Raw genomic sequence first — 13,983 nt, 5'->3', positions numbered from 1 at the left:
TGTCGGTGTGACGGGTTAGTGTGCGGGCATGACCGAGCCGACGATCACTCAGCTCCAGCCCATGCCCGACGACTGGCAGCGCGCGCTCGCCGTCGTCGCACACCCGGACGACCTCGAGTACGGCTGCTCGGCGGCGATCGCCGCCTGGACGGACGGGGGCCGCGAGGTGGCATACGTCCTGGCCAGCCGCGGCGAGGCCGGTATCGACACCCTGGAGCCCGCGAAGTGCGGCCCGCTGCGCGAACGCGAGCAGCGGGCCGGCGCCGCGGTCGTGGGCGTGTCGACGGTGGAGTTCCTCGACCACAAGGACGGCGTGATCGAGTACGGCACCGCCCTGCGCCGCGACATCGCCGCCGCGATCCGTCGGCACCGGCCGGAGCTGGTGATCACGCTCAACCACCGGGACACCTGGGGCGGCGTCGCCTGGAACACCCCGGACCACGTGGCGGTCGGCCGCGCCACGCTGGACGCGGCCGGCGACGCGGGCAACCGCTGGATCTTCCCGGAGCTGGCCGAGCAGGGCCTGGAGCCCTGGGACGGTGTCCGCTGGGTCGCCGTCGCCGGTTCCAGTACGCCCACGCACGCGGCGGACGCGACGGCCGGCCTGGAGCGCGCGGTGCGCTCGCTGCTCGAACACCGCACCTACATCGAGGCGTTGACGAGCCAGGACCCGCAGACGTACGCCCGCGGCTTCCTCACCTCCAACGCCGAGGCGACGGGGAAGCGGTTCGGCGGGAAGCCGGCCGTGGCGTTCGAACTGTTCAGCCGATAGACCTGCTTGGGCAACTGACGGAGACGGGGGGGGGCTTGTGAACGACACGGAACTGCTCGCGGACCGCTTCGAGGAGCACCGGAGCCATCTGAAGGCGGTGGCCTACCGCATGCTCGGCTCGCTGAGCGAGGCGGAGGACGCCGTCCAGGAGGCGTGGCTGAAGCTGAGCCGCAGCGACGCCGGGGAGATCGCGAACCTCGGCGGCTGGCTGACCACGGTGGTCGGCCGGGTCTGCCTCGACATGCTGCGCTCTCGCACGAGGCGCCACGAGGAGCCGCTGGACGACACCTTCGTCCCGGACCCCGTGATCAGACCGCTGTCGACGATCGACCCGGAACAGGAGGTGCTCCAGGCCGACTCGGTGGGCCTTGCCCTGCTGGTGGTGCTGGAGACGCTGGAGCCCGCCGAGCGGATCGCGTTCGTGCTGCACGACATGTTCGCGGTGCCCTTCGACGACATCGCGTCGATCGTGGAGCGCAGTTCGGCCGCGACCCGCCAACTGGCCAGCCGGGCCCGGCGCCGGGTGCGGGGCGCCACGCCCGCGGCCGACCCCGATCTCGGCAGACAGCGGCAGGTCCTCGACGCCTTCATGGCCGCGTCCCGCGCGGGGGACTTCGAGGCGCTGCTCGCGGTCCTCGACCCCGATGTCGTGCTGCGGGCCGACTCCGGGCCGCTGGTCGGCGGCGTGGCGGCGTCCAAGGTGGTGCGCGGGGCGAAGCCGGTGGCCGAACAGGCCATGCTCTTCCGACAGTTGGCGCAGGCCGCGCAGTTCCTCCAGCTCGTGCTCGTCAACGGCACGGTCGGGGTCCTCAACGCCCCCGAAGGCCGGCCGATGTCGGTCATGGGCGTCACCGTCCTGGACGGCCGGATCACCGAGATGTACATCCTGGCGGACCCCGAGCGGCTGGCCGGCCTCGACCTGACCGGCCTCGCGGGCTGAGTCAGGCGGCGACGGCCAGCGGGCCGTGGACCCGGTGCGGATCCACGGCCCGCCCGTCCGGCAGCAGCTCACCGGTGTCGTCGAAGACGATGGTGCCGTTGCACAGCAGGCTCCAGCCCTGTTCGGGGTGGGCCGACACGATCACGGCGGCGTGATGGTCCGGACTCTCGGCGTTCGGGCACGGGGGCTGGTGGCTGCACATGACAACTCTCCCGGGATTCCTCGATGCGGGCGTGCTCCTGCTTTCGTCGGCTCGTATCTCAGTGGTAGCCGACTTTGTTTTCCGCTGGATGAGAGGACCCCCACAGCGCCGGAAACTCGTCGGTGAGTTTTCGTGCCGGGCGCACATTAGGCTTGACGTCATGCAAGATCACCCCGGCGACCTCATCGACCTGCGCGGAGACTGCGCGAACTGCTTCGGGCTGTGCTGCGTCGCCCTGCCCTTCGCCGCCTCCGCCGACTTCGCGGTCGACAAGGCGGCCGGAACCCCCTGCCGGAACCTCCAGGACGACCACCGCTGCGGCATCCACGCCCGGCTCCGGCACCAGGGCTTCACGGGCTGCACGGTCTACGACTGCTTCGGCGCCGGCCAGAAGGTCTCGCAGGTCACCTTCGCCGGGAAGGACTGGCGCACGGCATCCCGGGAGCACGCCCGGCGGATGTTCGACGTCTTCCCGGTCGTCCGCCAGCTCCACGAACTGCTCTGGTACCTGACCGAGGCCCTCGCCCTGCCCGCCGCCCGCCCCCTCCACGCCGAGCTGCGGGGCCTGCTGGAGACGACCGAGGAGCTCACGCGCCTGACCTCGCAGGAGCTCGGCGCGCTGGACGTGGCCGCTCATCGGCAGCAGGTCAACGTGCTCCTGCTGAAGACCAGCGAGCTGGCGCGGGCCGGAACCCGCGGCCGCAAGAAGGACCGCCGGGGCGCGGATCTGATGGGCGCCCGCCTCAAGGGCGCCGACCTGCGCGGCGCGAACCTGCGCGGTGCCTACCTCATAGCCGCCGACCTGACCGGCGCCGACCTGCGCGGCGCGGACCTCATCGGCGCCGACCTGCGCGACACCGACCTCACGGACGCGGATCTGACCGGCGCGTTCTTCCTGACCCAGCCCCAGCTGAACGCGGCCCGAGGAAGCGCGGGCACGCGACTGCCCGCCTCAGTCAGCCGCCCTGTGCACTGGACAGCGCAGCTCTGAGGGCACGTCATCCGCTGCCCCGGACAAGGCGGGTGCCGTAACCGGAGTGCCGGCCGCCCGCCGCTCCGGGCGCAGCCGCAACCCCTCCGGCATCAGCGTCAGCCGCTCCGCCACCCGCAGCCGATAGGCCGGGTCGGCCCGCAGGTCGTACCGGCGCAGCAGCAGCCCCAGCACCAGCGTGGCCTCGTGCAGCGCGAACTGGCGCCCGATGCAGGCCCGCGCGCCCGTCCCGAACGGCTTGAAGGTGTGCGCCGGACGCGTCCGTACGGCCTTCGGATCGAAGCGATCCGGATCGAACCGCTCGGCGTCCGCGCCCCAGACCTCGGGATCGCGGTGCAGCATTGCCGTGAGCACCAGCGCCCACGCACCGCGCCGCATCGGATGGACCCCGCCGAGCACCGTGTCCTCGCGGGCCTCCCGGGCGAAGGCGGGCGCCGTCGGCCACAGCCGCAGCGCCTCGTCGAGAACCCGGCGCACATATCGCAGCCTCGCCACCTGGTCGTAGCCGGGCACCGCCGTGTCGCCCCAGACGCGGTCCACCTCGGCACGGGCGCGCTCGGCGACGTCCGGGTGCCGGGAGAGGTAGTGCAGGGCGAAGGAGAGCGCGCCGGAGGTGGTCTCGTGGCCGGCCACCAGGAAGGTGATCACCTGACGGCGGACGTTCTCTGCGGAGAGCCGCTCACCTGTCTGCGGGTGGGCGGTCTCCAGCATCCGGTCCAGCAGATCCCCGTCCCCGGGTCCGCTCGCCGTACGGGCGCGGACCAGGTCGTCGACCGTGTGGTTGAGGTAGGCGATGTCGGCCTGGTTGCGGCGCGCGGCACGCCGTAGCAGGAACGGCGTCGGCACGGTGTTGAGCCGCTGCGCATAGGTGAGCGTGCCGATCATCGCCGTCACGAAGGGATGCGGACGGGCCCGCTCGAAGGAGCCGAAGTCATGCCCGAACCCGGTGCGCGCGATGGTCTCCAGGGTCAGCTTGGTCATGTCGCCGGGCACGTCCACCGTCCGGCCCGCAGCCGCCTCGCGGTCCCAGTGGTCCATGAGCCGGTCGGCGACGGCCAGCATCATCGGGTGGTAGGCCGCCATGGCCTCCCGGCTGAACCCCGGCGCCAGGACGTCGTGCGCCAGCTGCCAGTTCGGCTCGTGGTTGTACGCCGTGAACAGACCGTCCCCGACCACCGGCCGCAGATTGGCTATGCCGAGTCCCACATGTTTGGCGAAGCGCGACTCGTCCGCCATGTCGGCCGCGAGTCCGGCGCCCCAGACGAACACGAACTCCCTGTTGAACGCCCTGCGTCGGAAGATCGGCCCCAACTGCCGGGCGTAGCGCAGGGAGTCCTGCAGCGGCGTACGCCGACTGGCGCCGAGTATGTCGCCGAGCAGCGGAAGCCGGTGCGGGGGATGCGGTATGCGGGACAGCTCCGGCCAGCCGTGCTCGGCGCTTCGGAACCCCTTGGGAAGTCCGGTCCCGTGGGAAGGCCCGGTCACTGTCTCCGCCATGACGCGATCTCCCTTGATCCAGCGGCAGATTGAGCTCGTTGTACGTCGGTTCAATAACGCTCAGTCTGGTCCCGCTGTTGAATCCGCGTCAAGTAAAGTGCGGTCATGGCCGCGAACCAGGGCGAGCGCACCCGCCGCCGGCTCAGCACCGAGGAACGCCGTGAGCAGCTCCTCGCGGTCGGGGCGCGGCTGTTCTCGGAGAGCCCGTACGACGACGTGTGGATCGAGCAGGTCGCCGAGATCGCCGGTGTCTCACGCGGGCTGCTCTACCACTACTTCCCGAACAAGCGGGACTTCTTCGCGGCCGTCGTCGAGCGGGAGAGCGAGCGCATGCTGCGCATGACGGCCGCCGTGCCCGGGGTCCCGGTGCGCGAGCAGCTCGCCGAGGGCCTCGACACGTATCTGGAGTACGTCGAGGCCCACGCGCACGGATTCCGCGCCTTCCACCGCGCCGACGCGGCGGGCGACCAGGCTGTACGCAAGGTCTATCAACAGGCCCTGGCCGCACAGGAGAAGCAGATCCTCGCCGCCATGGCGGCGGACCCCGAGTTCGGCCCGGTCTTCGAGGGGCGACCCGATGTCGGGCTCGCCGTGCGGGGCTGGCTCGCGTTCACCACCGCCGTCTGCCTGGAGTGGCTGAGAGGCTCGGACCTCTCCCGGGAGCAGGTGCGCGACCTGTGCGCCCGCGCCCTGTTGGGCGTCATCACACCCTGAGTGCCGCGTCCACCGCAACGGATACACCTGCAAAGAGATCGCACAGGATCGGTGGGGCAGGTTGGCGTGCGGCCCGATCTTCGATAGGTTAGGCAAGGCTTACCTAAGGAGGTTTGGGATGGGTGACAGCCAAGCGTGGACGGCCGCGCCTGCCGCGGCGGAGCGGGCCCGGTCGGTGCTCGCCGCCGCGTGGTCCTGCGCGGTGACCGCGGAGGGCAGTCGCGAGGAGCTCGTCGGCGCGCACACCGTGGCCGAGGACGGCCGCGTCCTGCTGGACGTGCCCGAGGACAGCGCGCTCGTCGCGGCGGCGATCTGCGCGCCCCGCGGAGAGCCCGCCGCCGTCCTGGAGTTCGCCGACGTCGCCCCCGTGCCCGTACGCAAACGGATCCGCGCCCGGCTCTGGCTGTCCGGCTGGTTCACCGCCGAGGAGGGCAAACTGGCGTTCCAGCCGACGCGGGTGGTGCTGCGGCAGCCGTCCGGTGCGGTGGTCGTTGACCTCGACGAGTTCGCCGCCGCCACGCCCGACCCGCTGGCCATCGCCGAGGCCCGGCTGCTCACCCACCTCGCCGACTGTCACCCGGACGCCGTCGAGCGGCTCACCCGTCTCGTCGACTCCGACAGCCTGCACGGCGCCGTCCGCGTCCAGCCCCTCGCTGTCGACCGGCACGGACTGACGCTGCGCATCGAACGCGCCCGCGCCCAGGCCGACGTACGGCTGCCGTTCCACCGGCCCGCCAACGACGTCGCCCAGCTCACCGAACGTATGCACATCCTGCTCGCCCAGGCCGGCGCCGCCTCCTGCCCCCGCGCCCTACAGCGGCAGCGCACAGACGGCGACGGGTGACGCGAACGGCTCGCCGGCGAGGCGCAGTTCACCGTTCCCGCGGTCGACTTGGAAGACGGTGACCGAGCTGGAGCGCTGGTTCGCCACGAACAGCAGCCCTCCGTCGGGGGAGAAGGCGGTGTGCCGCGGCCAGTCGCCGTGCACCGGCACCGTGTCGAGGAGCCGGAGCAGGGCGCCCTTCGACTCGATGGCGTACCGCGTCAGGCTGTTGTGTCCACGGTTGGCGAAGTAGGCGAACCGACCGTCCGCGGTCACCAGGATCTGCGACGGATAGCTGGTGACATCACCCGTGCCGGTCGGCTGCGGGTCGCCGATCGTGACGCGCCCGGTGGCCGGGTCGTAGGCACAGACCGTGACGGTGTTGTCGAGTTCGTTGGCCAGATAGGCGTACCGCCCACCCGGGTGGAAGGTGAGGTGGCGCGGCCCGGCGCCCGGGCGGGAGCGTGCCCGGGACACCTCGGTGAGTGTGCCCTTGGCCTGGTCGAGGCGGTAGGTGTAGACGGTGTCCGTGCCCAGGTCGACGGCGAGTACGTGGCCGCCGTCGGGGCTTGTGACGATCTGGTGCGCGTGCGGACCGTCCTGGCGGTCGGGGTCGGGACCTGGGGGCGGGCTGGAATGCCTGATCACATCGGTGTGCTCGCGGAGGCCGCCGGAGGCGTCGATGGGGTGGACGGCCACGCTGCCGGAGTTGTAGTTGGCGCTCAGCAGCCAGCGCCCGCTCGGATGCACGGAGAGGTGGCACGGGCCCGCACCCCCCGAGCTCCTGGTGCCCAGAACATGCCGGTCGGCGAGCCGCACCGCGGTCACGCCACCGTCCTCCCGCTCATTGACGGTGTACAGCGTCCGGCCGTTCGGGTGCAGGGCGAGGAACGAGGGGTCGCCGGTCTCCGCCAGGACTCCGCGGTCGGTGATACGGCCCGTGGTGGCGTCGTACGTGGCGAAGCCGATGCCCTTGCCGCCGCCCTCGGCGGAGGTGTAGGTGCCGAGGTAGAGCGGGCGCGGGCCGGACGGCTTGCGGCTCTCGGTCTGAGCGCTCGGACGGGTGCCGGGGGTGGTCGACTCGGGGGCCGCCGTGTCGGCGGTGTCCGACGGAGCGGGTGCGTCGTCGCACGCCGTGGCCGCCGGGATCGTCACGCCGGCGGCCGATCCCGCGAGGGTTCCGACGAATCGGCGCCTGCTCAGCCCACCACTGCCCATGTCCACACCTCAGGTCGTCGGTCGTCCTGGTCGCGACAGCCACCTTGGCGTGGATCACCCGTCGAGCGCAAGAAGGGCAACGAGTGTTGCGCAGGGTGCAATGAGTGGTAGTGCTGGGCTCGGAGTGCCGAGCCCTGCGGGTGCCTCGCGCCGTCTACCAGTCGCCGTCCGCCACCGGCTTGCCCTGGGCGTCCTTGAGCGGCGTCACCTGGCCAGGCGAGGGTGCCTGCCAGGGTTCGTGGTCGTCGCCGAGCCAGTCGCCGACCGGCTTCACCGACTCCAGCGTGTCCGTGGGGGCGAGATCCTCGGCGTCCTGGTCGTAGTAGTCGAACCACGGCAGCCCCGCGCGCGTGTACGCCGCCCGGTCCACCGGCGACGGCGGGGGAGCCTCGCCGGTGATGCGGCGCCACTCCGGCGGCGTCACGAGATGGACGAAGACCCGGCCGCGGGGCGCTTCGACCAGTCCGAAAGCGGCCGGTCGTCCTCGTAGACCTCCTGGCGCATCGAACCGCCGACGCCCAGCCCCATCGCCGCGGCGGCCCGCGGAGGCCGACCCGCCGGAGCGGCGGCGGGGGCCGGGACCGCGCCCTGGGGGGCCGGTGCCGCCATGGGCATGGCGCCGCCGTAGCCGCCGTACTGGGGCATCGCCCGCGCCTGCTCCGCCCGGCGCCGCTCCTCCTCACGCCATCTGGCCAGCTGCGGCTCCTTCAGCGCGAACGACTGCAGCTGTACGCCGCCCCAGACCTCCTCGCCGGTCACCTGGCCCTCGACGGTCGCCCCCAGCCCCAGCGGTACGGCCACGAACTGGCGGACCGTGCCCTTCCCGGAGTTGATGCCGTCCAGCCAGGGCTGGCGGGGCAGCACGACATAGTTCTGCGGCTTGCGCGACAGCCGGTCGCTCCACGGCTTCCCCGAGACCGCGCACACCTTGCCCACCCCGACCTGCAGCGCGGCCGGCTCCGTCGTGCCCCCGAAGCTCAGCCACATCGCCTCGCGCAGATACACCGGCAGCATCACGCCGCCCCGTGACCGCCAGGCCTCGGGAACGCTGTCCGCGTAGTCCGCCACCCGCCGGACCGGGAACTCGCCGAGCCCCGGCGGCAGCGGGTGCGTGCCCGACTCGGGCAGCCGCAGCGTACGGATGAACCGCACCGCCACCCCGCCCGGCAGCCGCAGGGTGTTTCCGTCGATCCGCACGGTCGTGTCGGCCATCGGGCAGCTCCTTCGCCTCAGGCGCCGGCCCCGTCCCGGCGTCCCCTCACGAAGAACGCCCGCTGATCCCCGTACGGTTCCGCCACAGCTGCTCCTGAACGCCCATGCGCTCACGCAGCCGGGTCAGACGCGGCATCCGGGTGCGCTGCTCCTGCGAGACCCGGTCCAGTTCCTCCAGCAGCCGGCGTGAGCGGTGCTCGGTGTCGAGCTCGTCGAGGATGCGGTTCACCTCGGTGAGTACGGCGCCGAGCAGCTGCCAGTGCCGGTCCTCGCGCTCGGCCTCCTCGCGCAGCAGCAGGGCCAGCTTGTCGCGGGTGCCCGCAGCCGTGCGCAACTCGGCGGTCAGCCGGGACTCCGCGGCGTCGGCGTTGCTGCTGACATGGGTGGTGACCAGCACCGAGAAGCTGACCACCGCGTCGGCGATCTCGGACAGCAGCTGCTCCACGACGGCGCCCGTCTCCTTCGCGAACAGCGGCTCGGGCTCCCGCTCCTTCGCGAGGTCGGTGAGGGTGCGCGCGAGCACCCGCAGCACCACCGTGCAGATCTCCAGCGTGTCCAGCCCGGTGCGCAGCACCACGCGGTGCAGCAGGCTGTCGCGCACGCGCGGATTGAGCCGCAGGCTGTCCTCGGCCTGCTTCAGCGCCGCGTCGACCTCGACGATGTCGTGGTCGAGCCGGCGCGCCTCGTGCAGCCGGGCCGCGGCCTGCTCGAACGGGGTGTGGCCGGCGGCCTCCTCGCCGATGCGCAGCATCAACTGCCGCAGCCGACGGGCCAGTCCCTCCAGCGACTCCCCGGCCTCTTCCACCCACACCGGCGGCGCGAGGAGCAGATTGAAGCCGAGCCCGACCACCGCGCCGATCAGCGTCTCCAGAATCCGCGCCCAGGCCGTGTCCCCGACGGTGGTGACTCCGAGGACCAGCATCGCGCTGATCGCCACTTCGGGCACGTACTCGTCGACCCGCACCAGATGGCCCACCACCAGCGAGGCCACGATCAGCAGCGCCAGGCTCCACCAGGTCAGGCCGACCAGCAGGCTGAACGCGATGGCGACCAGCACGCCGGCCACCACGGAGTTCACCCGGCGGATGCCGTTGGTGAGCGTGGCGTACAGCGTGACCTGGACGACCAGCAGCGCCGTCAGGGGCGCGGTCAGCGGCGCGGCCTCCGGGCTCAGGCGCAGCGCGATGACGTAGGCGATCGTCGCCGCGGCCGCCGACCGCAGCGTCTGGACCACCACGGGGTCCCGGCGCAGCTTCCCGAGCCGCTCCAGGGACGGCGTCCCCTCACGTACGTCCCGCATCCTCGGCTGTTCCTTCCACAGATGCTTCCCACACCCTGCTTGCGGAACGTAACGGTCCGCAAGGAACCCCAGATTGATCGCAGCGGCGGCGGTACGGCAAGGGGCCGGGCTGGTGATCGTCGACACCCGCGTGTCGACACGAGCCTTGGATGAATCGGCATCGGACCGGATCAGTGCTGACCCTGTTCATCATCCTCGCCGCCGCGACGACCGGCATCCCGGCCACAGCGGCACCGCAGCTACGACCTCGCGGTCACAGGTACAGCTTGTCGAGGAAAGCGGACAGATTGCCCGTCGTGCGGGCGATCTGTTCATCAAGAGTGAGGGTTTCCTCCATCCGGAGCGTGCTCTGCGGGACCTTCTTGCCGCGCACATAGAGGGAACAGGCCAGGTCGGTACACATGTACACACCGACCGAGTTGCCCTCTCGGCCGGCGGTGCCGGCCTTTCGTGCCGTCATCAACGAAACGCCGCCGCCCGGATGGGTCGTCAGACAGAGCGAACACATGCTGCGGTGCAGGATTCCGCGCTGCGAGGACGGGAAGCGCAGCGTCACGCCCACGATCCGCCCCTCCCGCTCGGTGACCAGATAACTGCGGTCGGGTGCCCCCGGATCCCGCCAACCGAGGAAGTCGAGATCGTCCCAAGGGCGTTCGCCGAGATCGCGGGGTACGGACAGGCGCTTGGCCTCCCCTTTCGAGCAGTTGATGAAAGAGTTGCGGATGTCCTGCTCGGTGAGCGGCTTCATGGGGAGCCTCCGGGGGTGTACGGGCGTTGGGTCGATCAGTAAAACCTAGAGCCCCTAGGTTCATGGCTAGGGTAGGAAGCTTGATGAAGGGGAGCCAGTGAATTTCGGCCCTGTCGGGTCACCTCGGGCCCGGCGTGCCCTGCGACATGTCGCAGCCTTTTCCTCGGGGCCGTCCCTCGACCCCAACGTGCGCATCACCCTCAACTTCCACCCGGACCGGCTGGTGCGGGGCCTGCCGATCCTGCGCGCGCTGGCCGAGGACGGCTCGTACCACTCGCAGTTCGTCACCGGCACCAGCAACGGCGGGCTCACAGCGCACCCCGGCGGCGATCGCCGGCGCTGGGAGAGCCGGATCTTCGGCGGGGTTACGACGACGCGGCCGGGCACGAGCGGCCGGTGTACGGCGCGCTGAACTTCCGGCGGCAGGTGGTGGGCGCCGCCCCGCGGTTCGGTTCCTCGCACTTTCGGCTGACCGGCGCGGCACTCGCCCGCGCCACCTTCTGCTATCCCGACAGCGCGGCCGAGCCGACCGACTTCGGCGTCGCCTCCGGCATGCAGCTCCTCGCGCTCGCCGAGGCCGACGAACAGGACGCCCTCAACGACTACATCGAGGCACAGGTCCACGGCGGGGTCGTCCTCGCCCGCGACGTGGAGGCGATCGTCCTGGACGCGAGCTACCGGGGCACACCCGTCGAGACCGCGGCCCGGCTGCTCCCGTTCCCGGTCGAGTGGCACCCCGGCTACCGGCTCACCGTGGCCGACCTGCACCGCCACGCCGACTATCGCGGCCACGAGTACGCCGACCTGGGCGCCCGCATCGCCGAGGACGGGCATGTCGACCCGCGCGTGATCGGGGATGCGTCGCGGACCGGCCGTCATGAGCTCCAGGACCTGAAGATGGTGTGGCACACCCTGGCTCGTTTCGGTGCGCCCGAGGGTGCCGGGACCGCCTACTCGGGTTCCGCCGAGGCGGCCGGCCTCGGCGGCCACACCCCGGCGGCGAGCACGCCCAGCGCATAGGCGCGGGCGACCAGTTCCGTACGGTTCGCCGCGCTCCACCGTGCCGACAGGCGCCGCAGGTGGTAGTTGACGCCGTCCACGGTGAGGCCGGTCTCCCGGGCGGCCCGGGCGGTGCTGGCGCCCCCGGCGAGCAGCGCCAGGATGCCTGCCTCCACCGGCGTCACCGCCACAGGCCTGCGCTCATAAGCTTCGCGCTGTACTACCTCGCCAAGCACCCGGCCGCGCTCCAGCTCGTGCAGCGCGAGGTCGACGAGCTGTGGGGCGACCGGGCCGACGTCGAGCCGACGTACGACGAGGTCGGCAAGCTGACGTACACCCGCCAGGTCCTCAACGAGGCGCTGCGGCTGTGGCCCACGGCCGCCGCCTTCAGCCGTCACGCCCTCCAGGACACGATGCTCGGCGGCCGGATCCCGCTGCGTGCCGGGCAGTTCGTCACCGTCCTCGCGCCGATGCTGCACCGGCAGCCGGTCTGGGGTGACAACCCCGAGCTGTTCGACCCCACCCGTTTCACGCCCGAGGCCGAGGCGCCGCGCTCGGTGCACGCGTTCAAGCCGTTCGGCACCGGTGAACGCGCCTGCATCGGGCGGCAGTTCGCGCTGCACGAGGCGACCATGCTGCTCGCCATGCTGGTCCACCGCTACCGGCTGCACGACCACGCCGACTACCGCCTCACCATCAAGGAGACCCTCACCCTCAAGCCCGACGGCTTCACCCTCACCCTGACCCCGCGCACCCCCGCCGACCACGTGCACCCCCCGCTGCCCGGCGCCGCCCCCGCGGCCACGGAAGCCGTGTCCGACACGGCTGCCCTCCCCGCCCGCGTCCGCCCCGGCACCAGGGCCCTGTTCCTGCACGGCAGCAACTACGGCACTTGCCGCGACTACGCCGCCCAGCTGGCCGACGAGGCTGCCGCCGTCGGCTGCGAGACGCAGGTGGCGCCGCTCGACGAGTACGCCGGTCGCCTCCCCACCGACCACCCGGTCGTGATCACCGCCGCCTCCTACAACGGCCGCCCCACCGACGACGCCACCGCCTTCGCCGCCTGGCTGGAGGAGGCCTCCCATGCCGGTGACGTCACCTACGCCGTCCTCGGCGTCGGCGACCGCAACTGGGCCGCCACCTACCAGCACGTACCGACCCGCTTCGACGACCGCCTCGCCGAACTCGGTGCCACCCGCCTGATCGACCGCGCCGCCGCCGACGCCTCCGGCGATCTGACCGGCGCGGTACGCAACTTCACGGTCAGGCTCCGCACGGCGCTGCTGGAGCAGTACGGCGACCCGGACGCCACCGCCCCGGCCGACGACGAGCCCACGACCGCGTACGAAGTCCGCACCCTGACCGGCGGCCCCCTGGACGCCCTCGCCGAACGCCACGGCCTCGTCCCCATGACGGTCACCGAGGCCTACGACCTCACCGCCCCGGGCCACCCCCGCCGCAAGCGCTTCGTCCGCCTGGCCCTGCCGGAAGGCGTCACCTACCGCACCGCCGACCACCTCACCGTGCTGCCCGTCAACGCGCCGGCACTGGTCGAGCGAGCCGCCACCGCGCTCGGCGTCGACCTCGACACCGTCCTCGACATCCGGGCCACCCGTCCCCGCCGGGACGGCCTCGCGGTGGACCGGCCCCTGACGGCACGCCAACTCCTCACCCACCACGTCGAGTTGCAGGAGCGCCCGAGCGCCGCCCAGCTGTCCGCGCTCGCCGCCGCCAACCCCTGCCCGCCGGAGCGCATGGCGCCGGCGAACCTGACCGACGACCCGCGCACCCTGATCGAGGTGATCGAGGACCACCCGGCCCTGCGCGGCGCCCTGGACTGGCCGACGCTGCTCGACCTCCTCACCCCGCTGCGCCCCCGCCACTACTCCATCTCCTCCTCGCCCGCCGTCGACCCCGGCCACGCGGACCTGATGGTGTCCCTGCTTCAGGCCCCGGCCCGCTCGGGCAAGGGCGTCTACCGCGGCACCGGATCCGGACACCTCACGACCGTCCGGCCCGGGGACACCGTGTACGCCCGCGTCCAGCCGTGCCGGGAGGCCTTCCGGATCGACGGCTCCACACCGGTCGTCATGGTCGCCGCGGGCACGGGCCTCGCACCGTTCCGCGGGGCCGTCGCAGACCGTACGGCGGCACGAGCGGCGGGCGCCGAACTCGCCCCCGCCCTCTGTTACTTCGGCTGCGACGCCCCCGACGCCGACTTCCTGCACGCCGACGAACTGCGCACCGCCGAGGCCGCCGGCGCGGTCTCGCTCCGCCCGGCCTTCAGCGCCGCCCCGCAGGACGGCGTGACCTTCGTCCAGCACCGCATCGCCGCCGAGGCCGACGAGGTGTGGGGGCTGCTGAGCGCGGGCGCCCGGGTGTACGTCTGCGGCGATGGTTCGCGGATGGCGCCGGGCGTACGGGAGGCGTTTCGTACGCTGTACCGGGAGCGCACGCCGGGCGCCGACGACGGGGCGGCCGAGCGGTGGCTCGACGGGCTGATCGCGGACGGTCGTTACGTCGAGGACGTGTACGCGGCCGGCTGACCGAAGAAGACAAGAGGGGTG

Annotated in this window: 10 protein-coding genes and 4 pseudogenes; 7 read left to right on the top strand and 7 right to left on the bottom strand. The window is 72.1% G+C overall.

Features of this window, described 5'->3' with window-relative positions:
• The first annotated feature begins 28 nt into the window (after positions 1–28).
• Together EHO50_RS37600 and sigJ are read left to right on the top strand one after the other, a co-directional pair.
• Positions 29–772 carry a PIG-L deacetylase family protein gene (locus EHO50_RS37600; RefSeq protein WP_128435923.1) on the top strand — a complete coding sequence of 248 codons (744 nt, stop codon included), beginning with the start codon at positions 29–31 and terminating at the stop codon, positions 770–772.
• A 37-nt stretch (positions 773–809) separates the two neighbouring features.
• On the top strand, positions 810–1,712 hold the full coding sequence (gene sigJ / locus EHO50_RS37595; RefSeq protein WP_128435920.1) for an RNA polymerase sigma factor SigJ: 903 nt from the start codon (positions 810–812) through the stop codon (positions 1,710–1,712).
• A 1-nt stretch (position 1,713) separates the two neighbouring features.
• Here sigJ and EHO50_RS37590 read toward each other — a convergent pair whose 3' ends face one another.
• Positions 1,714–1,914, bottom strand: coding sequence for a DUF5999 family protein (locus EHO50_RS37590; protein WP_031485528.1), 201 nt, complete (start codon positions 1,912–1,914; stop codon positions 1,714–1,716).
• Positions 1,915–2,074: 160 nt separating this feature from the next.
• Between EHO50_RS37590 and EHO50_RS37585 the strand changes: the two genes are divergently transcribed.
• Positions 2,075–2,905 carry a pentapeptide repeat-containing protein gene (locus EHO50_RS37585; RefSeq protein ID WP_128435917.1) on the top strand — a complete coding sequence of 277 codons (831 nt, stop codon included), beginning with the start codon at positions 2,075–2,077 and terminating at the stop codon, positions 2,903–2,905.
• Here the strand turns inward: EHO50_RS37585 and EHO50_RS37580 are convergent.
• Positions 2,867–4,402, bottom strand: coding sequence for a cytochrome P450 (locus tag EHO50_RS37580; protein WP_128435913.1), 1,536 nt, complete (start codon positions 4,400–4,402; stop codon positions 2,867–2,869). The two genes, EHO50_RS37585 and EHO50_RS37580, sit on opposite strands and share 39 nt — an antisense overlap.
• 105 nt (positions 4,403–4,507) lie before the next feature.
• On the opposite strand from EHO50_RS37580, the gene EHO50_RS37575 reads away from it, so the two are divergent.
• Both EHO50_RS37575 and EHO50_RS37570 read left to right on the top strand, forming a co-directional pair.
• Positions 4,508–5,116, top strand: coding sequence for a TetR/AcrR family transcriptional regulator (locus EHO50_RS37575; protein ID WP_128435910.1), 609 nt, complete (start codon positions 4,508–4,510; stop codon positions 5,114–5,116).
• Positions 5,117–5,234: 118 nt separating this feature from the next.
• Entirely contained in the window at positions 5,235–5,960 is a 726-nt protein-coding gene (locus tag EHO50_RS37570) for a DUF2470 domain-containing protein (RefSeq protein WP_128435907.1), read from the top strand.
• Here the strand turns inward: EHO50_RS37570 and EHO50_RS37565 are convergent.
• The 4 genes and pseudogenes from EHO50_RS37565 to EHO50_RS37550 all read right to left on the bottom strand — a co-directional run bounded on the left by EHO50_RS37565 (position 5,928) and on the right by EHO50_RS37550 (position 10,417).
• Positions 5,928–7,157, bottom strand: a complete 1,230-nt coding sequence (locus tag EHO50_RS37565; RefSeq protein ID WP_128435905.1) for a lactonase family protein — start codon at positions 7,155–7,157, stop codon at positions 5,928–5,930. The genes EHO50_RS37570 and EHO50_RS37565 overlap by 33 nt on opposite strands.
• A gap of 154 nt (positions 7,158–7,311) precedes the next feature.
• Positions 7,312–8,369 (bottom strand): annotated as a pseudogene (locus EHO50_RS37560) (hypothetical protein).
• 46 nt (positions 8,370–8,415) lie between these two features.
• Complete coding sequence (locus EHO50_RS37555) at positions 8,416–9,669, bottom strand: FUSC family protein (protein ID WP_128435902.1); 1,254 nt, start codon at positions 9,667–9,669, stop codon at positions 8,416–8,418.
• 253 nt (positions 9,670–9,922) lie between these two features.
• Entirely contained in the window at positions 9,923–10,417 is a 495-nt protein-coding gene (locus tag EHO50_RS37550) for an FBP domain-containing protein (RefSeq protein ID WP_128435899.1), read from the bottom strand.
• Between the two features lie 97 nt (positions 10,418–10,514).
• On the opposite strand from EHO50_RS37550, the pseudogene EHO50_RS37545 reads away from it, so the two are divergent.
• Positions 10,515–11,437, top strand: a pseudogene (locus EHO50_RS37545) (DUF3626 domain-containing protein).
• Here the strand turns inward: EHO50_RS37545 and EHO50_RS37540 are convergent.
• A pseudogene (locus EHO50_RS37540) lies at positions 11,368–11,610 on the bottom strand (LuxR C-terminal-related transcriptional regulator); the annotation flags it as partial. The pseudogenes EHO50_RS37545 and EHO50_RS37540 overlap by 70 nt on opposite strands.
• 9 nt (positions 11,611–11,619) lie before the next feature.
• On the opposite strand from EHO50_RS37540, the pseudogene EHO50_RS37535 reads away from it, so the two are divergent.
• Positions 11,620–13,962, top strand: a pseudogene (locus EHO50_RS37535) (cytochrome P450); the annotation flags it as partial.
• Positions 13,963–13,983: the final 21 nt, after the last annotated feature.

Source organism: Streptomyces cyaneus, assembly GCF_004028635.1.
Classification (GTDB): domain Bacteria; phylum Actinomycetota; class Actinomycetes; order Streptomycetales; family Streptomycetaceae; genus Streptomyces; species Streptomyces cyaneus.
This window is presented reverse-complemented; position numbering and strand designations above follow the sequence as displayed.